Origin of the sequence: Acinetobacter nematophilus (genome assembly GCF_026344175.1) — a bacterium.
In the GTDB taxonomy this organism is placed as follows: Bacteria; Pseudomonadota; Gammaproteobacteria; order Pseudomonadales; family Moraxellaceae; genus Acinetobacter; species Acinetobacter nematophilus.
Genome location: NZ_JAPKMY010000002.1, coordinates 702,954 through 724,235 on the forward strand (window position 1 = coordinate 702,954; position 21,282 = coordinate 724,235).

At 37.3% G+C, this 21,282-nt stretch carries 23 protein-coding genes; 10 read left to right on the forward strand and 13 right to left on the reverse strand.

Going from position 1 to position 21,282, the window contains the following annotated elements; translation table 11 throughout:
• The first annotated feature begins 129 nt into the window (after positions 1 to 129).
• Positions 130 to 1,491 carry a M16 family metallopeptidase gene (locus OSH00_RS06995; RefSeq protein ID WP_266129858.1) on the forward strand — a complete coding sequence of 454 codons (1,362 nt, stop codon included), beginning with the start codon at positions 130 to 132 and terminating at the stop codon, positions 1,489 to 1,491.
• A 13-nt stretch (positions 1,492 to 1,504) separates the two neighbouring features.
• Positions 1,505 to 3,103: a M16 family metallopeptidase gene (locus tag OSH00_RS07000; RefSeq protein ID WP_266129822.1), complete on the forward strand. Its 1,599-nt coding sequence runs from the start codon at positions 1,505 to 1,507 to the stop codon at positions 3,101 to 3,103.
• 22 nt (positions 3,104 to 3,125) lie between these two features.
• Here OSH00_RS07000 and OSH00_RS07005 read toward each other — a convergent pair whose 3' ends face one another.
• Together OSH00_RS07005 and OSH00_RS07010 are read right to left on the reverse strand one after the other, a co-directional pair.
• On the reverse strand, positions 3,126 to 3,452 hold the full coding sequence (locus OSH00_RS07005; RefSeq protein ID WP_266129823.1) for a hypothetical protein: 327 nt from the start codon (positions 3,450 to 3,452) through the stop codon (positions 3,126 to 3,128).
• Between the two features lie 253 nt (positions 3,453 to 3,705).
• Positions 3,706 to 4,065, reverse strand: a complete 360-nt coding sequence (locus tag OSH00_RS07010) for a hypothetical protein (RefSeq protein WP_266129824.1) — start codon at positions 4,063 to 4,065, stop codon at positions 3,706 to 3,708.
• 223 nt (positions 4,066 to 4,288) lie between these two features.
• Here OSH00_RS07010 and OSH00_RS07015 point away from each other — a divergent pair, with 223 nt between their 5' ends.
• From OSH00_RS07015 to OSH00_RS07025, 3 genes are all read left to right on the forward strand, one after another.
• Positions 4,289 to 4,522 (forward strand): hypothetical protein, encoded by a 234-nt coding sequence (locus OSH00_RS07015; RefSeq protein ID WP_004719607.1) that lies wholly within the window; start codon positions 4,289 to 4,291, stop codon positions 4,520 to 4,522.
• Positions 4,523 to 4,699: 177 nt separating this feature from the next.
• A complete protein-coding gene (locus tag OSH00_RS07020) occupies positions 4,700 to 5,077 on the forward strand; it encodes a DUF2750 domain-containing protein (RefSeq protein WP_196074965.1) in 378 nt (125 codons plus the stop codon).
• Positions 5,078 to 5,224: 147 nt separating this feature from the next.
• Positions 5,225 to 5,656: a CBS domain-containing protein gene (locus OSH00_RS07025; RefSeq protein WP_004830393.1), complete on the forward strand. Its 432-nt coding sequence runs from the start codon at positions 5,225 to 5,227 to the stop codon at positions 5,654 to 5,656.
• Between the two features lie 80 nt (positions 5,657 to 5,736).
• Here OSH00_RS07025 and OSH00_RS07030 read toward each other — a convergent pair whose 3' ends face one another.
• From OSH00_RS07030 to OSH00_RS07075, 10 genes are all read right to left on the reverse strand, one after another.
• Positions 5,737 to 7,170: a molybdopterin-binding domain-containing protein gene (locus OSH00_RS07030; protein WP_266129825.1), complete on the reverse strand. Its 1,434-nt coding sequence runs from the start codon at positions 7,168 to 7,170 to the stop codon at positions 5,737 to 5,739.
• A 213-nt stretch (positions 7,171 to 7,383) separates the two neighbouring features.
• Complete coding sequence (trpB, locus tag OSH00_RS07035) at positions 7,384 to 8,592, reverse strand: tryptophan synthase subunit beta (RefSeq protein WP_266129826.1); 1,209 nt, start codon at positions 8,590 to 8,592, stop codon at positions 7,384 to 7,386.
• Between the two features lie 77 nt (positions 8,593 to 8,669).
• Positions 8,670 to 9,857 carry a vWA domain-containing protein gene (locus OSH00_RS07040; protein ID WP_266129827.1) on the reverse strand — a complete coding sequence of 396 codons (1,188 nt, stop codon included), beginning with the start codon at positions 9,855 to 9,857 and terminating at the stop codon, positions 8,670 to 8,672.
• 15 nt (positions 9,858 to 9,872) lie between these two features.
• Positions 9,873 to 10,724: an AAA family ATPase gene (locus tag OSH00_RS07045; protein ID WP_266129828.1), complete on the reverse strand. Its 852-nt coding sequence runs from the start codon at positions 10,722 to 10,724 to the stop codon at positions 9,873 to 9,875.
• A 20-nt stretch (positions 10,725 to 10,744) separates the two neighbouring features.
• Positions 10,745 to 11,185: a hypothetical protein gene (locus OSH00_RS07050; protein ID WP_277613792.1), complete on the reverse strand. Its 441-nt coding sequence runs from the start codon at positions 11,183 to 11,185 to the stop codon at positions 10,745 to 10,747.
• On the reverse strand, positions 11,151 to 11,456 hold the full coding sequence (locus OSH00_RS07055; protein ID WP_196074959.1) for a YcgL domain-containing protein: 306 nt from the start codon (positions 11,454 to 11,456) through the stop codon (positions 11,151 to 11,153). The genes OSH00_RS07050 and OSH00_RS07055 overlap by 35 nt, the downstream gene beginning before the upstream one ends.
• 203 nt (positions 11,457 to 11,659) lie before the next feature.
• Positions 11,660 to 12,802, reverse strand: a complete 1,143-nt coding sequence (locus OSH00_RS07060; RefSeq protein WP_266129830.1) for a ribonuclease D — start codon at positions 12,800 to 12,802, stop codon at positions 11,660 to 11,662.
• 352 nt (positions 12,803 to 13,154) lie between these two features.
• Positions 13,155 to 13,751, reverse strand: coding sequence for a recombination mediator RecR (recR, locus tag OSH00_RS07065; protein WP_266129831.1), 597 nt, complete (start codon positions 13,749 to 13,751; stop codon positions 13,155 to 13,157).
• A 10-nt stretch (positions 13,752 to 13,761) separates the two neighbouring features.
• Positions 13,762 to 14,091 (reverse strand): YbaB/EbfC family nucleoid-associated protein, encoded by a 330-nt coding sequence (locus OSH00_RS07070; RefSeq protein ID WP_266129832.1) that lies wholly within the window; start codon positions 14,089 to 14,091, stop codon positions 13,762 to 13,764.
• A 112-nt stretch (positions 14,092 to 14,203) separates the two neighbouring features.
• Positions 14,204 to 15,391: an O-succinylhomoserine sulfhydrylase gene (locus tag OSH00_RS07075; RefSeq protein ID WP_266129833.1), complete on the reverse strand. Its 1,188-nt coding sequence runs from the start codon at positions 15,389 to 15,391 to the stop codon at positions 14,204 to 14,206.
• A 141-nt stretch (positions 15,392 to 15,532) separates the two neighbouring features.
• Here OSH00_RS07075 and OSH00_RS07080 point away from each other — a divergent pair, with 141 nt between their 5' ends.
• The 5 genes from OSH00_RS07080 to OSH00_RS07100 all read left to right on the forward strand — a co-directional run bounded on the left by OSH00_RS07080 (position 15,533) and on the right by OSH00_RS07100 (position 19,625).
• Positions 15,533 to 16,624, forward strand: coding sequence for an alpha/beta fold hydrolase (locus OSH00_RS07080; RefSeq protein WP_266129834.1), 1,092 nt, complete (start codon positions 15,533 to 15,535; stop codon positions 16,622 to 16,624).
• A 9-nt stretch (positions 16,625 to 16,633) separates the two neighbouring features.
• Positions 16,634 to 17,506 (forward strand): NAD(P)-dependent oxidoreductase, encoded by an 873-nt coding sequence (locus OSH00_RS07085; protein WP_266129835.1) that lies wholly within the window; start codon positions 16,634 to 16,636, stop codon positions 17,504 to 17,506.
• An 81-nt stretch (positions 17,507 to 17,587) separates the two neighbouring features.
• Positions 17,588 to 17,854, forward strand: coding sequence for a YARHG domain-containing protein (locus OSH00_RS07090; protein ID WP_004830378.1), 267 nt, complete (start codon positions 17,588 to 17,590; stop codon positions 17,852 to 17,854).
• Between the two features lie 28 nt (positions 17,855 to 17,882).
• The gene (locus OSH00_RS07095; protein WP_266129836.1) at positions 17,883 to 18,299 is read left to right on the forward strand and encodes an HIT family protein; all 417 of its coding nucleotides are present in this window, start codon (positions 17,883 to 17,885) and stop codon (positions 18,297 to 18,299) included.
• Positions 18,300 to 18,518: 219 nt separating this feature from the next.
• A complete protein-coding gene (locus OSH00_RS07100; RefSeq protein WP_266129837.1) occupies positions 18,519 to 19,625 on the forward strand; it encodes a porin in 1,107 nt (368 codons plus the stop codon).
• A gap of 63 nt (positions 19,626 to 19,688) precedes the next feature.
• Here OSH00_RS07100 and OSH00_RS07105 read toward each other — a convergent pair whose 3' ends face one another.
• On the reverse strand, positions 19,689 to 20,888 hold the full coding sequence (locus tag OSH00_RS07105; protein WP_266129838.1) for a hypothetical protein: 1,200 nt from the start codon (positions 20,886 to 20,888) through the stop codon (positions 19,689 to 19,691).
• Positions 20,889 to 21,282: the final 394 nt, after the last annotated feature.

Consider the following 21,282-nt stretch of genomic DNA (forward strand, 5'->3'; position numbering starts at 1 on the left):
AAACAAGCGAACCAAAATGCAACATTATCGTCTTGCTTTAAATGGTTCATTTTTTGAGAATAGTTATAAATTTAGAATAATTTTTTTAGGTCATCTGTGTATATTTTGAAATCTAAATTCTTACAACTTATGCAACACTCCAAAGTTATTATTGCGCCTTTATTATTCTTATCCACCTATACTTTTAATACTCAGCTTCATTCAGCACTAGAAAGCCAACTTGCACGTACAACTTTTGAAACCACACTTAAGAATGGTCTAAAAGTTATTATTCGCGAAGATCACCGCTCTCCTATTGTTATGACCCAAATTTGGTACGGCGTCGGCAGTAGTGATGAATCTGGCAATGTTTTAGGTATTTCACATGTCCTTGAACATATGATGTTTAAAGGAACCAAGAAAGTACCTGATGATGAATTCGCACGATTGAGTCGCATTTATGGCGGGCGTACAAATGCCGCAACTTATACCAACTACACCAATTACTATCAGCTTTATCCTAAAAAATACTTTCCTTTAGCTTTAGAACTTGAAGCAGATCGAATGACCAATTTGGTATTGAGACAACAGGATTTTGATCCTGAAATTAAAGTCGTTATGGAGGAAAGACGACAAAGAACAGACGATAATCCACGCAATCTTGCCTTTGAACGTTTTAAATGGATTGCCTATCCAACCAGCCATCATCGACAGCCCGTGATTGGATTTATGAAGAATCTGCAAAATATTCGTCTGGATGATCTCAAACATTGGTATCAAACTTGGTATACACCCAATAATGCCACACTCGTCATTGTAGGGGATGTCAATGCAGAACAGGCATTGAAACAGGTCGAAAAATACTTTGCAGCAATTCCCCAAAAAAAACTTCCTGATCGTAATGATGTGCTGGAATTTGATCGTATGGGTTATCGACACATGGAAGTGCACCTCCCTGTACACGTCCCTAATCTATTTATGGCATGGAATGTTAAATCCATTGCCACAGCGAAAAACCCACAGGATGCTTATGCGCTGACAATCATTCAATCACTACTCGATGGAGGAATTTCAGCGCGTTTACAAGATCGTTTGATTCGCGATAAAAAAGTACTCACCGCCATCAGTGTCAGTTATGACCCCTATAATCGAGGGGACAGTTTATTTATGATTTCAGCCATACCGAGCGATGGTGTATCACTCCCGGATGCACAGAAAGCAATTGAAAAAGAAATGAACTTATTTAAAACAGACTTGGTCAATCAAGCCGAACTTGATCGAGTGAAAAATAACTTTGTTTCCAACTTGATCTATAGCCAAGATGATATTGCTGGACAAGCCAACATGATTGGTAATTTAGAAGTAAACGGCTTAAGTTTTCGTTTGATGGATGAGTTACCTAAACACTATGACAAAGTGACACCGCAAGATTTACAACGTATCGCCAATATTTACTTTGTCAAAGACAATCTCAGTAGTTTGTATTTATTACCCGAAGATTCAAAAGAATAAATAAGGACACAGCATGAATCTCAGATCATTCTCTATTTATCCATTCACAACACCATTACTCATCTTCATCACCTTGCTCTATTCAAGCGTCAATCACGCCGAAGTCGAAATCGATAATCATGATGAAAGCGAGAATGTCTTAGATGACGCAGTGTTAAAAGCCAGTTCAAGCTTACAGAGTTTAAAAAATTTAGATAAGCAGCAACAGTATCAGACTCCCTTTGTACAAGATCTAGACAATATCCAAAAAGTAAGGACCTTATTTGTATCGACAACTGACCTCCCTATTGTGGATATTCAGCTCACTTTTAATGCAGGTTCTTCACAAGACCAGGCCCTTGGGCAAGGTCTATTCGGTATGGCAAATATGGCAGCAAAACTCATCACGGAGGGTACAGACCAATTTTCAGCGAAAGAGATTGCATCCACTTTTGAGGGATTGGGCGCTCAGTTTAATGTGACCGCATATCGAGACATGTTTGTTGTAAGATTACGCGTACTGTCAGACCCGGAAAAATTAAATCCAGCAGTCAATATGATGTTACATGTACTCAATCATGCTCAGTTTAATCCATCTGGTCTGAATCTTGTCCTCAACAATACCAAAGTTGGGCAAAAACAAATTCAAGAAAATCCAAGCAGGATGATGAACATCCGTTTTTATCGCGCGTTATATGGACAACATCCTTATGCGGAACCTACTGTTGGGACCAATGGCAGTTTAAAAAAAATTACTCCTGAGTTACTACGCTTGTTTAGACAGAAATTATTGGTTGCCCAAAATATGAATATTGCCATTACGGGTAATCTTAGTGCTGCTGATGCTACTCGACTTGCCAATACGATGAGCCAAAATATTACTCAAGGTGAAGCAGCTGGAGCACTGCCTGAACCACAAGAGCAAAGTGATTTTAATCTCCATTACATTCCATTTAATTCCACCCAAGCCAATGTCATGATGGGGCATCTGGGTATAAAACGCAGTGATCCCGATCGCGTGGCTTTAGAAGTTGCCAACCAAATGTTTGGTGGCAGTGGCTTTAATTCAGTGCTTATGAAAGAACTTCGGGTCAAGCGTGGCTATACCTACGGCGCATATAGCACATTGGCCACCACTTTGGCACAAGGGTTTTTCAGTGTGAATTATGCAACTGAACAAAATCAGTTGATGGACAGTATTCAAGTGGCACATCAAGCATTACGTGATTTTGTCAAAAAACCTGTGCTAAAGAAGCAACTCGAAGAAACCAAAGAAGGAATGTTACGTTCTTTCCCCATGACCTTTAGTTCAAATGCAAATATTAATGCGCAAATTGCATCGATTGGATTTTATCAACTGCCTGCTGATTATTTAGCCCAGTATCAAAAACAACTGAGTCAGATAACTGTCAAACAGGTTCAAGCAGCCATTCAAAAGCATCTTCGTGCAGATCGACTTACGCTGGTCATTGTCGCACCTACACTCGATCAACAGGCACTCAAACAGATGTTAACAGAAGATCTAGGTGAGAATAATCAAAACCAGCCCAATCAAACGCAAAAAACAGCAACAAATCCGATGCCTGATATCCCAGCATTAATCATCAAAAAAACCATCCGTCCTCAGGAATAATCTTCAAAATAACATTTGAAGACTATTTAGGATCGGTAATATCTACAGCGGGATATTCTCTGACACGTTGATTTTCAAAGTGATAAGCTCGCAATAACCGCAGATAATCAGCAACACAGATTTGATCCTGATGTCGTAATTGATTGGCTATATTTTGGGTTTGAGGATACGCTGCTTGTTGTGAATATTGAATAACATATTGATATTGTTCTGGACTAATTGGACGCAACAAAGCCAATGTTGCCAGTACAATCATCAGTGTGATGATCACAACAACAAAAGAATTCAAGATTTTTTCCACAGGAAATAAATAGCATAATTTTTGAAAATAATCTTTGATTTTTTGCATGAACTACCTCTAATTACAGATAGTTTATCATTATGAATATAAAAATATAGCGCTTTCTGAACGATACCTGAACAAGACTACAGCGATAGTTGCTGATGCTTTGATTGAGAGTAACATCGGTGAATCCCAGCACATGCTCATTGAACTTTCCCCGCTCAATTATTGCATGGATTATATACACAAAAGCCCTCGTCTTTAGAAAAGGGCTTCAGATTAAATCCGATAAAGTTTGAATGATCCCAAGCTACATCCATCAAGCAATGGTTGCGCGTAAAAATGCAAAATATAGAATGATTGCAATAATTGCTAAAGCTATGCATACAGCAAAAATACTTACTCCACCTTCAGCATGTGCAGGATGCAAATCGTCGTCATCAGCAAGACGCCTTAATTCCCCATCATAAACATGGTAAAAGTTCTTTTTTTGCGCTGGGTCTAAATTTCTGGTATAATCGTATACACGTTTGCGTTGAGCCAAACAATAATCACCAAGATGAATTTCTTGATGATAAATTGCTTCATCCAACTGCCGACGATGATACTGAGCTAATTCAACAATCTGAGACTCAGCAGCGGGTACTTCAAAAGTAAAGCCATCTATCGTGTTTGTCATTTTTGCTCTCCCTTTGTCTTAATTCTCATATTGATTTTAATAAATATTATTTCTGTTTAATGTTTAATCATGTAATCTTATTTTCGTCAAGTGTAGATTTAAAATTACTTGACAAGTTATGCAAACTGTAATATTAGTTTAATAAAGTTAAGTTAGATTAGTTAAGTATAAGCTCCGATGGGGAGCTATGTTAAAAGATCATAATTACAATAAGGAGTTATCTATGATTCACCAAATCTCTCATCAAGACTTAGAACATGTTTATGCAGACGCTGTAAATACAATTCAATGTGAAATGAACTTTGTAGAAGCAGTAAAAGCATTAGAAGATGCAGCAAAAGCTGGACATGGTAAAGCAGCAATGTTTCTTGCAGAACTTTACTACCAAGGTTTCCGCGTAGAACGTGATTCTTTAAAAGCGCAGTACTGGCAAAAGATGGCCACGATGCAAGCATAAGCAAACGTCACCTAGGTGGCGTTTTTTAATGTCCTTTTTTATTCTATTAATAAATAATTACGCATTTGATACATTTTTTATTGTTTTAATAAATGCTTACGATTCAGCATAAACCACTCACAGTTCTTGAATGTATTTCTATTACAATAACCCTGGTACATAAACAGACTATCGACTATGAAGAAGTATACTCACCTCCAACCTATATCGAACGAATTGTTTATTAAAATTTCTATTCTAAAATCACTGATGTATTGTGGTGTACTTTGGGGACTTTATCACGATGGCTGGGCAATGAAATCAGCCTCAGAAGAAGTCTATTTCCCATTCTGGCTGAATGCCGTTCAAGCACACCAATATGCCAAGATTCATTGGCCTCACTATACACCGCGTAAAATAACCCCAAAAGACTTCCGAGAATCGTTACTACCCACGCTTACCCGTTTGAATATCATGCCTGCATTATTTAACTCTTCATCTCGGAAGTTCAAACTTTCAACCTCTCAAATGGATCATTTCTTTTTTCACAATACCGCGCAATTTCAAACCGCCTAGGGGAACATTACGATATTTTTATGTTTTCAAAATGTTGTAAAAAATAAACTTTATATTTTGTGACTATAGAGTATTTGCAAAGTTAAAAAATACAGTTAATTTAAAGATGTGCAGATTGATCAGCACCAAAGAAAAGGAAGAATAATTATGACGACAGTAGCACAGGTCATTCAAGATAAAATTGGTCATGAAATTTACACGATTTCACCCTCTGCCACCGTATTAGAAGCCATTACGCTTATGGCAAATAAAGGTATTGGGGCTGTTGTGGTCACAGAAGATACAAAAGTTGTCGGCATTCTTTCTGAGCGCGACTACACCCGTAAAATTGCACTGATGCAGCGTACCTCAGATCATACAACTGTTGCTGAAATCATGACTTCCAAAGTTATTTCAGTCACACGCAGTCATACAGTCGAGCAATGTTTAGGTTTAATGACTGATGGTCATTTACGTCACTTACCAGTTATTGAAGCAGAAAAATTAGTTGGTTTTGTATCTATTGGAGATCTTGTTAAAGCCACAATGGAAGATCAAAGAAAATTGATTGAACAGTTACAACAATATATTTCCGGATAAGCAAAAAGATATAGCCCTTCTACTCATAGAGGGCTATATGATTAACAATTTTGCCTCAGGGTGAATATTTCAATCATTTTCTAAATTTCCAGATAATAAAAATAATCACCTGCTCTTAATTCGTGCTCTTCATTTGGTATTGGAATAAAACAATTACATTCTTTAAAGAAATTCAACATATCAGGACGTTCATTTTCGACATTGATTATTTTAATTTCTGGAACTTCTTTGGTCACAATTCTATATCTTTCATCATAAGTCGTAGGTGATACACAAGCCCATAAAAATGTGTATTTGTACTCTTGGTCAATAACAGGACTATAATCATGGCTTAAAACTCCTATTTTCCATTCAGGGAGAACAGGTTCTCGATACATCCGCTGTAATATAGTGGGCTTTACCAATAAATGCATATTTACAATAATGTCAAGGATGTAACCTGAGATATAACCCATCAAGGCTTTATCTTCATAAGTCATCGTTCTTTGGACAATCAAACGCCCTTGTTCATTACAGAACCTCACATCTTCTCGGCACACATCGCTTCGTAAAGCGCCTGAAAATAATCTAAAATGATTGCCAGTCGTTTGGATTTTTTGATTATACTCACCTTGAGAATATAGCCTTCTTAATTCATTTAGAGATCTAAACAAACCCAATTGTTTGAAAAAAAGATCATCTGCTAAACCGCATGCAACAATATAATCATAGTTTTGGGTAAGCTGATGAATATTGTTTAAATAAGTTTCAAAACTAGTCGCGATGCTGTCATCAGTAGTTTCTGTATTTGGTGGGACATTCTTGAATGGTTTTATTTTAATCACTTCAAAATCAAAACCCCAGCTCTGCATGCAATCCTGAATATATTCCATTTCAAAATTTTTATTCAAATTTTCGAGATCATAATCTACGCAAAGCACTGCAAATCTTAACTTTTTATAAACTTCTATTTCACTTACATCCGCCTGTCTTAATAAGGCTTTTTTGGCATTTGTAATAATATCATCTTTTTTTAAAATCAAATCTTTCTCTAGATAGTCAGCCCCAATATTGACAATGCCGGTTCCTTTTTTTATGTCAGCCAGCACATCTCCCTTTTCAGGACTAAGATAAGCCGCTCTAAACCAGGGTAAATGTTGCTCTAAAGATATCACCGTATTTGCTATACCACCTATTTTCATATATGGCGCTATACCGGACAGGTATGGTTTTGCCTCTTTAATTATAAATGGATTTTCACCGTTCATTAAATCTTGAAGGAAATGTATGGTTTCGATTTCTTTATACTGTTCTACAGTAGTAATATCATCTTGAATATTCAAAAATTTCCCAGAAATTGCTGATAATGCTACAGCCGGATACGCTGAATTCGCAAAAATATCTACTGCAAGCTTTCTGCCTAAACAATTTTTTAAGGATATTTTTTCTGTTAAATTTGAAATAGGCATGACTTGAGCAATATGCTCTTGCTGCCATAAATTATAATTTATATATTTACGGTTTCTGATTTCCAATGTAATGACTCAACAATGTTATAAAATTAAGCGGCAATGCTTCAATGTTTTTTATTAAAAATAGAGCATTTGATATCATTTAAATATCAAACAATTTAAACTGACTTTATTGCTTAAATCTCCTTTTCTCAAATTAATCCAAATAATTTCATTATGATAACAGATAAATAAAAAACCCAGCCAAAGCCAGGTTTTAGATTGTTTAGTTTTAAATCAATTAAGATTTAGCTTTCCAGCAACGTAGTCTGCATCTTTATCACCACGCCCAGAAAGATTGACTACAATTTTAACGTCCTTGGGTAATTTCGGTGCTTCACGAATTGCCCAAGCCACAGCATGTGAACTTTCCAAAGCAGGCACAATGCCTTCTACACGAGACAACATCATAAAAGCATCTAAACATTCTTGATCAGTGGCCGTTGAATATTCCACACGTCCCAAATCTTTCAAAAAGCTATGTTGTGGTCCAACACCGGGATAATCCAAACCCGAAGCAATCGAATGGACAGGCAATGGCTCACCCAGCTCATCTTCAAGTACATAACAAGCCATACCATGAATTTGACTCGGTTTACCTAATGTCAATGTTGCTGAATGCTGTTGAGTATCCAAACCATGTCCAGCCGGCTCTACCCCAACCAACTGAACATCTGCATCATTTAAAAATGCTGTAAATGCTCCAATTGCATTTGAACCTCCACCAACACAGGCAACCACATAATCAGGGTGGGCACCAAAACGATCTTGTGCCTGAACTTTAATCTCATTACCGATTATTGACTGAAAGTCACGTACCATTTTTGGAAATGGGTGTGGACCAACAACAGAACCGATTGCATAAATAAAATTTTTAGGATCTTTTAAATACTCATCAAATGCACTGTCTACCGCATCCTTCAATGTTGCAGTGCCTTGCGTTACTGAAACCAATTTAGCGCCTAAAATTTTCATTTTAACGACATTTGGGTGCTCTTTTTCAATATCGACTTGTCCCATATGAATTTCACATGGAATTCCCACCAATGCACAAGCGGTCGCTAAAGCCACACCATGCTGACCCGCACCGGTTTCTGCAATTACTTTGGTTTTACCCATATACTTGGCAAGCAAAGCCTCACCTAAACAATGGTTAATTTTATGTGCACCAGTGTGATTCAAATCTTCACGCTTTAAATAAATTTGTGCGCCACCCAATTGCTCAGAAAGACGTTTTGCATAAAATAAAGGGCTTGGTCGACCAACATAATTGGCAAATAAATCTGCCAATTCGTTCTGAAATTCAGCAGTTTGACGAATTTCTTCATAGGCAACATTAATTTCGTCCATTGCTGCTTTTAAGTGTGGTGGGATAAATTGACCACCATACTCTCCAAAGAACCCGTGTTCATTCGGTAGTGCAATACCATTAATTTGATGATCCATATCTACCCCTCATTAAAATATAAGCCATTGAATTAATATAATTTATTGACAATTCTTCAATATTTTCAACTCAACGTTTAGCGTGACAAATATTTGGTCATATCTTCAATGCCTTTTAAAGTCATTGGAAACATATGGTCCTCAAATATCTGCTTAATCAACGCAATGGTTTGCGTATAATGCCAGTAATTTTGTTCCTCTGGATTGAGCCATGCTGTTTTTTCAAAATGTTGACGTAAGCGGCGCAACCATACATCACCAGCCTCATCATTCATATACTCAACAGAACCACCCACTGATTTTAATTCATAGGGTGCCATACTGGCATCACCGACGACAATAACACGATAGTCTTTACCATAAGTATTAAACAAATCCCAGGTATTCATTCGTGTAGAAGAACGGCGATGATTATCTTTCCAAACATAATCATATAAACAGTTATGAAAATAAAAATATTCTAAAGTTTTAAATTCTGTTTTTGCAGCACTGAAGAGTTTTTCACATTGGGCAATATGGGCGTCCATTGACCCCCCCACATCAAAGAGCATCAGAACTTTAATCCGATTACGCCGCTCAGGCACCATTTGTACATCTAAAATACCCTGCTTCGCAGTTTCATAGATGGTACTATTGATATCTAATTCTTCAGCAGCGCCTTGACGTGCAAACTTACGCAATCGACGCAAAGCCATTTGCATTTGCCGTGTACCTAAAATTTGCTCATCATCCAAATTTTGATATTTACGCTGTTCCCATACTTTTACTGCTGAATTTTTGCGGCTTGGCCCACCAATTCGTACCCCTTCCGGATGGTCGCCATAAGCACCAAATGGAGAAGTACCTCCCGTGCCAACCATGCGATTCCCACCTTGATGCTTTTTATGTTGTTCACGTAAACGTTCTTCCAACATTTTCATCAATTCTTCAAGCGAACCAGCTTTCATCAATTCAGCACGTTGCTCAGGAGTAAGATGTTTTTCAAGTAGTTCTAAATCAAACCAGTCCTTGGGTAGCTTTTGAACTTTATTGAGTAAATCATCAATATCAAAGGTATGAATACCTTCAAAATAATCCTTCATGGCACGGTCATATTTATCAAAGAAGCGTTCATCTTTGACCATGACAGTTTTCACCAATTGATAGAAATCATCTTGATCCGCAAATACCAAGCCCTCACTCACTGCTTGGTTGAGATCAATCAATTCACGAGTAGATACGGGTACACCATATTTTCTGAGGGTATAAAATAATCGCACAAACATATGGCGATCTCCTCATTAACGTCGCGACATAAAGGCTAGGCGTTCAAGCAATTGGACATCCTGCTCATTCTTGATCAATGCGCCATATAATGGTGGAATTGCCTTAGCTTTATCATGATTACGCAACACATCTTCCGGCATATCATCTGCCATAAGTAAGCTCAACCAATCAATCAATTCTGAGGTTGATGGTGGTTTTTTTAAGCCTGGGACCTGACGCAATTTAAAAAACACTTGCAGCGCTTCTGAAACCAAAGTTCCAGAAATATTGGGGAAATGTACCGCAATAATTTCACGCATGGTGGCTTCATCCGGAAACTCAATATAATGAAAGAAACAACGGCGCAAAAACGCATCCGGCAGCTCTTTTTCATTATTTGAAGTGATAATCACGATAGGACGCTGAGTAGCTGTAACTGTCTCGCCCGTTTCATAAACAAAAAAGGACATTTTGTCCAGTTCATGCAACAAGTCATTTGGAAATTCGATGTCTGCCTTGTCAATTTCATCAATCAACAATACACAACGTGATTCACTGGTAAATGCATCCCACAACTTTCCGGGCTTAATATAGTTTTTGATGTCATAGACACGATCATCACCCAACTGACTGTCACGCAAACGTGATACAGCATCATACTCATACAAACCTTGTTGAGCTTTTGTTGTCGATTTAATGTGCCATGTAATCAGCTTAAGCCCTAAGCTTTCAGCAACCTGTTCTGCCAGTAAAGTCTTACCTGTTCCAGGTTCACCTTTAACCAGCAAGGTTTTTTGAAGTCTACGAGCAGCCTTTACAGCTAATTTTAAACTATCAGTTGCGATATACTGTTCAGTACCTGTGAATTGTTGAGCATCAACAGACATACATTACCTTTATTTTTTATTTAAAGTGGTGAAATATTTTTAGCTACAGCATTGGCTTGCGTATTTTTATTGGTTTTGTATTTCGACCAAAAAAATCCAATGATCAATCCCAGCCCCATCACAAATGAAATTAAGGCAATGTTAGACCAAATCAAAGCAGAATCTTTTGTTAAAATACCAAATAGCAATCCAAATATTGCAGGCGCAATTGCTGAATTTGGTCCTTCAGAAATGGTGGGGGTTGCAAGAACTGCAAATACGATAATCCATGTAATTCCACCAAGCGGTGATGGCAGTCGTTTTGAAATTGAATACCAACACCATAAAATCAAGAGCGTCCCAAGAATATAGACAGAAATCGCAATATTATCTTCTGGGATCGAATCCAATAGATCTAAAAAACTTGTCCATATTCCTGATAACTGATCAAGCACCGCGTAATCCCTCTGGTTCAACCGCATTAGGATTAATTAAACCTTCTGGCGGCATTTGAATAAAGAAACCTTTTGTAGTCAACGAATCAATCACATGCAGAACATTGACTCGAGCTAATTTTCTTGATTCGTTAAGTTCAAGGTGCATGACATGCGTTGCACGACCAAAAGCAATACGTACAGGTTCAGATAACACATCTAGAGGATCTGCGCTTTGGTCATGGTCTGGATGATTAGGACGAGCCACATAAAGATACATTTCATCTTTTTTGCTCGATTTATAAATATCACAATGCATTTTAAACAACAGCTTCTATAAAACTTATGTGACAGCATACATGAAAAAAACGAGAGATACATTATCGAAATTTAACGTATCAGTCGTTATTTATGACCATTTTTGAAATCTTTGAGCAAAAATAAAGCATCGCATACCGTGATACCACTTTAACAGATGTTGTTGAAAAACCATGCAAACTGATCTTCAAACAACACTTCAAGTCATTCATTCACTTTCATTTGCATACTTAAATAATGAATATCGGCATGTAGTAACTGAATCAGCGGTTGCGTCAAATGCTCGTAGCGCCAACCTAGTAAATAGCGCGGTAAATCTTGTTCTTTGCCTTGAAACACTACATGATGATATAAAGCATTCAACCATTTTTTACGCATGAGTACTTCTTTAGGGACTTGCATATCCAATGAGATTTGTGAAATTAACTCATCAACTTCAACCGTGATACCTTGTGAGGAGTGTTTGATTGGTCGTGCAATTCGTAATGGCCATTCATCCATCTCAGGTAAAAATTTCAATAGGTCTAAAATAGTTTTACCATGTTCACGAACGATATTCGGCCGAATACCCTTTACATTGGATAATTGAAAATTATTCTTAGGATTGACTTCAACCAAATCAATCATTGTTGCATTTTTAAGAATAAAACTACGGGGTTGATTGAGTGCCTTGACCATTTCTTCACGCCATACACACAACTGTTGTAATTGCATCAATTGTTTTCGCGAGTGGCGATAGTTGCCAATATCACTGTATAACTTTTCTTTTGGCGTTTCTGAAGCAATTTCTAAGGTCAGATTTTGACAATCTTCCAATACTTGTTGATATAAGTTCTTCTGTTTTAACTGAGCTTTAACTTTTTCAGCCAGACTCATAATGTATAGAACATCATTTGCAGCATAATTCATCTGCTCACTTGTTAAAGGGCGAGCCAACCAATCTGAACGTGTCTGATCTTTGTCAATATCAATATCTAAAATCAGCTTCAGAGCATTTTGATAACTGACCTGTAAGCCATGTCCTAGAAATGACAACGCTACTTGGGTATCAAACACATTTTCAAGATTTTTTTTATCCGCATAATGATAGATTAAATCAATATCCTCACCACAGGCATGAAAAATATTTTGCTGTGCATGAAATAGACGATGCCAAAACTGATCTAAATCTAGCGTGGTGCCATCGAGTAAAAACACTTGACCATTGACATTGATTTGAAATACACCGAGTTTAGGCCAAAATGTATCAACCTTAATAAATTCAGTGTCTAGACCATAGATTGATGTGTGTTGCATTAAATTCAACACAGATTCAAGTTCGGTCTGTTGATTAATAAATTGGAACATGTCAGCTTAAGTCAAAATGTTACATTCAAATGAAATATGATTTTACCTTAATATATAAAATTTAAATATAATATTTTTAAACTAATTTGAGATAAATGTCTTATTTTTCAATAAAATTATTTTCAAAATATCCATTTCATATATAGGTTTTAGAACTTAATGAATTGATCCTTTAGAAAAAATAATGAATCATAGACTGACCGTTCTATCTAAGGGAGTTTACCTAATTTTTCTCAAAGTTATGTAAATAATTTTAAATAAAATCGAGTTTGTTTATCTTTTAAACACCGCACATTCTGCATAAAGTGAGCGAAAATAAACAAAACCGTTATTTGATGAAGACAAAAAAGTATTATTTCATCTTCATTCGATTGTGTACTGCTTGACTCAGTGTATGGCTATCCACATATTCCAGTTCACCACCTTGTGGAACTCCTTGAGCAATTCTTGTCATCTGTAAAGAAAGATGTTTGGTTGCTTCAACAAGATAATGTGCTGTTGCTTGACCTTCTACAGTTGCATTGGTTGCCAAAATCACTTCAGTAATTTTGCCATCACTTAAACGTTGCACTAAGTAAGGTATACCAATTTCTTCTGGGCCTATTCCATCTAACGGTGACAAATGACCACCCAGTACATGATATTTTCCACGGAAACTTCCGCTTTGCTCTATTGCCATAACATCAGCAGGAGATTCAACTACACAAAGCAGTTGATCATCCCGATCGTTTGAACAACAAATATCACAAACTTCATTTTCTGTCAGAGAGTGGCAAATACTACATTCATGAATAAAAGAAGTTGCTTCATTTAACGCATGTGCTAAACCAATCGCACCTTCTTTGTTTTTCATAATCAGATGCAATGCCATGCGTTGAGCCGATTTTGGTCCAACACTGGGCAATATCCGTAACGCTTGTACAAGCTGATCAAAACGGTCGCTAAACACCTAAGATTCCTTAGAACAAACCTGAAAGGCCCGGAGGTAGACCCATTCCTGAATTGGCTTCTTTCATGGTTGCTTCTGAAATGGTCTCAGCTTGACGTGCAGCATCATTCATTGCAGCAGCAATCAGATCCTCAATCATTTCCGGATCGTCCTGTAATAAATCTGGGCTGATTTCGATACGTTTAACCACATTGCGGCAGGTCATGGTTACTTTGACTAAACCACCACCAGCTTCTGCTTGAACTTCAGTTTGAGCCAGTTTTTCTTTAGCTTTCTTGACATTACTTTCCATGTCTTTTTGCATGCGTTGCGCTTGTTGCATCAACATATTAATGTTCATAAGGTACTCCGAACAAAGTCTACAAATTAATTTTTACCTAATCTTCTGTCGTGAATGCTTGGTTAAAAGTTCACAAAATGAATCTAAGGCTATATTTACAAATTAGCTTATCTTAAATTAAATCTAATCCGTGAGAAAGGTCACGAATAATATCATTGACGTCTTCTAAACCAACAGACAAACGGATTAAACCTTCACGGATACCCGCTGCAGCTTTTGCTTCAGGCGAAAGTTTACCATGTGTCGTTGTGGCAGGATGAGTTATGGTTGACTTGGCGTCGCCTAAGTTGCCTGTAATTGAAATGAATTGTGTATGATCGATGACTTTCCATGCCCCTTCTCGCTCACCTTTCACCTCAAATGAGACAATCCCACCAAAGCCTGTTTGCTGTTTCGCCGCCAATTCATGACCAACATGCTCTGGTAATCCAGCAAAGTAAACTTTCTCAACTTTCGGATGTTTAACCAACCATTCAGCGATGATCTGCGCACTTTCAGAGTGCGCTTTCATACGCAATCTCAGTGTTTCCAAACCTTTTAAAAATACCCAAGCATTGAAAGGACTCATAGATGGTCCTGTAGTTCTCACATAACCAAAAACGTCTTCAAGAAGTTTGTGATTACCTACGACAGCGCCACCCAATGCTCGACCTTGCCCGTCTAAATATTTAGTTGCTGAATAAATCACGAGGTCCGCACCAAACTGTAATGGGCGTTGCAAGATTGGTGTGCAGAAACTGTTGTCAATTGCCAACAAAGCATCATTTGCATGTGCTAAATCAGATAAGGCTTGAATATCAGCCACTTCTGCCAATGGATTGGATGGTGATTCAACAAAAAGTAATTTGGTTTCAGGACGAACAGCTGCTTGCCATGCACTTAGATCTGTTAAGTCAACAAAAGTCACGGCAACATTAAATTTGGCAACATACTTTTCAAATAACGCAACTGTTGAACCAAAAACAGCACGTGAACAGATCACATGATCGCCAGCTTTTAAGAAAGACATCGCGACAGCCATAATTGCTGCCATACCTGAACTTGTTGCCACAGCACGTTCACCCCCTTCGAGTGCGGCTAAACGTTTTTCAAACATCGTAACCGTCGGATTGGTAAACCGTGAATAAATATTTCCTGGCTCAGCACCTGAGAATTTTGCTGCCGCTTCAGCTGCATTTTCATAAACGAATGATGAAGTCAGAAAAATTGGTTCTCCGTGTTCTCCTTCAAAACTGCGTGTATGACCGGTACGAATTGCTAAGGTGTCAAGTTGGTATTCAATGTCGTCGTGCTGGCTCATTTCAACTGCTCAGTCCTAAAACTGCCTTTGTAAAATATTGCCAACATTTTGAGCGTCCTATGTATTTAAGGTCAAGGTAAAATCGCAAATTATCACATACACTTCGCATAAATCTGTGTAAAAATGAGACAAACATCGCTTATGACCCAAGTATCAGCCAAGTTCCAAGTAAGGAAAGCCAAGTTAAAAAATTTAACGACACGGATATTCAATGGCAAGTCACTGGTTTTATCTCAACGTACACCTTATGAAGTCATTGCAGAGCATCATCAAACCAAAGTACGTTACTATGCTGCGCCAGAAAAAAAGTTTAAAGAACCTTTGGTTTTTACCGCACCATTGTCAATTAATATGGCAATTTATGACCTTTATCCTTATCGCTCATTAATTAAATATTTTACAGAACAAGGCTTTGATGTTTATTTATTGGATTGGGGAAAATTAAGCTATCAAGATCGTGATTTAAACTTTCTTTACTTTATCGATGAATCTATGCCTTTGTGTATCGATAAGATTCGAGAGCATTCACAGAGTGATCAAATATCACTGCATGGCTGGAGTATGGCTGGAATTTTTGTCTTACTGTACAGTGCTTTACACCGACCTAATTATGTGAAAAATCTCATTGTACTTGCCAGCCCTATTGACAGTTATGCATCTGGTGGAATCGGAAAACTGTATCAACGCATCAATAACCTGATCATCAAAAACCAAAAAATTAAAGATACACTTTATAAAGGTGGCTTACCCAGAAAACTGATTCATACTCCAGGTTTGCTCAATGCTATAGGATTTAAAGTTCTTGATCCCAAAGGCTGGTATGAAGGTCACAAACAATTATTACTCAATTTAGATGATCGAGCGCTTTTACATGAACATGCCACTCTTGGAAATTTTCTCAATCATATGGTGGATTATCCCGGAGGTGTCAATCAAGACATGCTGTTTAATGTATGGCTTCAAAATCCACTCAAACATGGCGCCATACAGCTCAGTCGGCACACAATAGAACTTAAAAATATTAATTGTTCTTTAATGGTAGGTGCCGGAAAAAGTGATCAAATGGTCACTGCCGATGCGGTTAAGCCTTTAATCGCATTGACAAATAGTAGCGATGTCACGTTTACTCTAATTCCTGGAGGACATTTAGGACTGATGTCTAGCCAAAAAAGTGCAGAAGAATTTTGGCCGACATTATCCAAATGGTTAGAACAACGATCGACTAAAAGTTAAGAGACAGTTATGAATACTACAGTTGCGTTTATAGGTTTAGGTGCTATGGGCTATCGTATGGCAGCGCATTTACCTCAACATTTTGATACTGTTTATGTATGGAATCGAAATTTTGAAAAAGCCAAACAACATGCAACTGAGTTCGGTACCCAAGCGGTAACATTAGAACAGGCAGTTCAGGCTGATATAATTTTTTCGTGTTTACCCACCAGTCAAGATGTTGATGATTTAATTCAAGGACTAAAAATCAAATCAGGTGCGATTTGGGTAGATTGCACCAGTGGTGTGCCTGATGCAGCACGTCTACAGGCAATACAACTCAAACAACGAGATATTGATTTTTTGGATGCTCCTGTAAGCGGACAAACGATTGGTGCTGAAAATGCCACACTCACGTTCATGGTAGGCGGATCAGCGAATGCATTTCAAGCTGCTTTACCTGCAATGCAGGCGATGGGTAAACTGATTAAACATGTCGGTGATTCTGGCGCTGGATTTGCGGTAAAAGCAGTCAATAACATGATGATGGCCGTTCATCTGTGTGCAGCTGCGGAAGGATTTACGACACTCAAAGCGCATGGCGTAAATTTGCATGAGGCATTAGATTGTATTAATGCTTCAAGCGGCAAAAGTGGTGTAACTGAATCGATCCTCCCACAACGTATTCTCAACAGAAGTTTTCCACTGACCTTTGGACTACCTTTATTGGCAAAAGATACAGGAATTGCCATTGATTTAGTGCGAGAGGCAAAACTCTCTACGCCTATTCTTGGACTCACACAAAGTCTAATCCAGGCAGCAAACAGCATTGCCCTCCCAGACAGCGACTTCTCAACCGCGGTAAAAATGTATGAATCGTGGAGCAAAATTACATTAGATTAATTTTTCGTCATTGAATAATCACAACCAGCCCCTATAATCTAATCAAGTGACACACGAATATGTCAATTTTGAGGCAAACTCATGAACAAATATTTTATTGCAACACTTTCAGCTTTATCCATTTTTGTGGGTACGCAAGCTTTCGCGGATAATGCACAAGAATGCAAAAAATTGCAGGATGACTATAACGTGATCTATGCATCAAAAGGTTTCTGCTTTAAAGATCCTGAAGCGAAAGCAAAATATAATAATGACAATTGTTATACAAGTAAGCCTAAATTTACTGAAAAAGAGCAACAAAAACTTGACTCTATTAAGGAACGTCAGAAAGAATTGAATTGTAAATAATGACATTCATACATTTAAGGAAGTGAATATGGCTTATGATGATCAGAATATTTTTGCTCGAATCTTACGTGGCGAACTTCCAGCACTAAAAGTTTATGAAGATGATCATGTGCTTGCATTTATGGATATTATGCCACAAGCAGATGGTCACACTTTAGTGATTCCCAAAACGAAAGCCATTACATTATTGGATTTAGAACCGGAAGCAGCGGCTTATACAATTAAAATTGTTCAGAAAATTGCTCAAGCAATTGAAAAAGCACTAGATGCGAAAGGTATTGTCTTAATGCAGCTCTCTGGTGCATCTGCTGGGCAAACTGTACCACATGTACACTTTCATCTTATTCCAAGCTCCGTACACGAATTAGGTCGTCATGCTGCACAGATGGGCGATCAAGAAAAAATTAAAGCGTTGGCTGAAAAAATTAAGTCCGCACTCTTGTAAAAGATTATTCTATATAAATGAGGCATTTATTGCCTCATTTTTTTTGTCAAAATTACATCAATATTCAGTTTACGTCATCAAATTGTCATTTATTCTTCACTTATATGTAACAAAGTTTACAGATACTGCATGCAAGTTAGTAAGTAGTTTCAAAACAACACTTACTGAATAAAAAAAGTAACAGCAAACTCGCATTGAACATGTTTTGGAGAAATCTCAATGAAAAAAGTGCTACTCGCTGCAGCAATCGCCACCCTTAGCATCAGCGCAGCTCAAGCAGCGCCAACATTGTATGGTAAGCTCAACGTAACTTTAGATCAAATTGATAATAATGGTTTTAAAGACGAAAGCGTAACGAAAGTAAACTCTAATGCGTCTCGTATTGGTGTTAAAGGGGAAGAAAAATTAACTGATAAATTATCTGCTGTATATTTGGCAGAATGGCAAATCAGTGCTGATGGTGATGGCGATGTTTTCAGTAACCGTAACCGTTTCGTGGGGATCAAATCAGATGGTATCGCAACGTTAAAAGTAGGTCAGTTTGATTCATACTTCAAAAATGCTGCTGGAAACAACCAAGATATCTTTAACGATCACAATGAACTTGACATGACTACTATTTTAGTTGGTGAAGATCGTCTTAAAAACGTGATTGGTTTTGAAACTGATAAAAAATTATTGGCTGGCCTAGCATTCAACATTATGTTCCAACAAGGTGAAGAGTCGTCTGCATTAAACAACTCTGCAAAAGGTCAAAAAGGTAGCCGTGATGGTTTTGGTGATGGCATTTCAACATCATTGACTTATGACAACAAAGACTATGGTTTGGCAGCAGCTGTTGCAGGTAACTTTGGTGTAGCATCAAAATATAACGCATATAGCTCTGAATTAGGTGGTAACACAATATATTCTGATGCAATCCGTGTGACAGGTTCTATCGATTTGAAACCTGCCGGTCTTGATGGTTTAGTTTTAGGTGCATTGTGGCAAACTGCTAAACCAACTGATGATACAGTTTCTACGACTTCTGGCACAACTGTAACATCATTCAAAGGTTTAAAAGAAAATGCGTATGGTGTAACTGCTGCCTACACTATTCCTTCAACTCCAGTTAAATTAAAAGCTGAATATATTTCTGCGACAACTGAGTTAGATGGTCGTGATGATCGTAAACAAGACCTTTATGGTGTTGGTGCAGATTATAACATCAATAAGCAAACACGTTTCTACGGTATTGTCGGTCAACAAAAACGTGATTGGACAGCATCTTCAACTCCAGAGAAGAAGAAAACTGTTATTGGTCTCGGTATGGAATACAACTTCTAATCCACTACCCTATATCAATCAAAAAACGGCAAGTTCTCTTGCCGTTTTTTTAGAATCAAGTATCTAAAAATCTCGAATTTCATCAAACCAAGCATTTATTTTTTCTTGATCTATATCAAATTTCGACGCTTCAACAAGTTGCTGAACAGCGATTCCAGTATCTTCCCTTTCTGATGTTTCTATGTTGGGTAATGTATTGATCTGTGCTATGAATTGATCAATATAAAGTTTTACTTCCGGCTCTGTTTTCGCTTTAATGATTTCTTTTAAAGCAACTTTATATGCTTTTGTCGCGATCTTGGCATTCTTAGTTTCCCAGTTTTCAAAAGGGATACCATATTCTGATGTAAACCAAATTAAACTTCGTAATTTGGAGACTGAAGAATATTCTAATTGTTTTACTTTAGCCAATTGTTTTAATTCAGCATTTAACCTTTTCCCTGTTTTTTCATCAATATTCCATCCGATAAAAGAGATTAAATTTTCCCACGCACCCAAAGCAGGAAATCCCTCCAAATCTGCTGCATAACGTATTCCAATACGTTCAAGTTGGTGAAGCTGTTTTAAACTGGCTGTATTGGTTATATTCCCTGTTAAGTTCAGATTTTTTAAATGAGGAAACTGTAACAGGCTTTCACAATCTAGAGCCTGACCTAAAGGCTTAACAATTAAATCAAGTGAGACAATTTTTTCAAAATCTGGAATAATTGGCAGATGGTAAGTAGATGCTGTTTGATCTTTCTCAGTATTGGGTTCTATTCGAATATGAGGAATTTCTTGTGCCATGATAATTTCAAATAGCTCGATTTTCCCAGATAAATGAAGTGTATGTACGCCAAGAGTATTTTCGATATTCTTCTGATCTAAAATCAATTTTATTGGATCTTCATTGCTTTTTACTGAAAAATTATGAATTTGAGCTCCATTTAAATCAATACATAGTGACCGGGAGGGTTGCCAAAAGAAATCTTCGATTGTTCGTTTCTTTGACCATTCAACGAAGCCAATATCATTACCCCAATAATAAAAAAATCTTGGCCAATTCCCATAAGGATATAGATGTGCATTTTGTTGACCATGGGGCGTATAAAAGCTATTGAAACTATTCCAATTAATTTCTGCATCTTCATCAACAAGGACATCAAACTTTTTCCTGTCCATACCGATTCGGCCAATCGAGAAACTTCCTTGCCCAGCTGGAATTTTGATCTGATGGCTATTTGTAGCTGTTAAAGAAATATGAATCGGTGTATCTCTATCCATGGTTATCCATTTTTTAAATTGTACTATTCATTTTTTAGCGATGATTTGAATACTTATGGTTGTATTATAAGCATAAACACAACGCAGAATATATCAGGCTTAAAAGCTTAGTCGTTATTCCATCTTAGCAAAATTATAAATATGCTCAGTTTAATTCTGTATTACAACCCGCCCAACTTATAAGATGATAATGACCATGATGATCTGTTTTGACCTTATCCAACTGATCGGTTCATTGCTGATAATCCGCGTAAGCAAATACCATAAAATATGTTGTTTCCGTAATCTGTTTAATCGGTAATATTTAATTGCTTAAAAATTACCCCCATTTCTTCAATATGAAAACCCATATAATTCTATCACCCATAAAAAAACACCCCGATCTCGGTAGAGA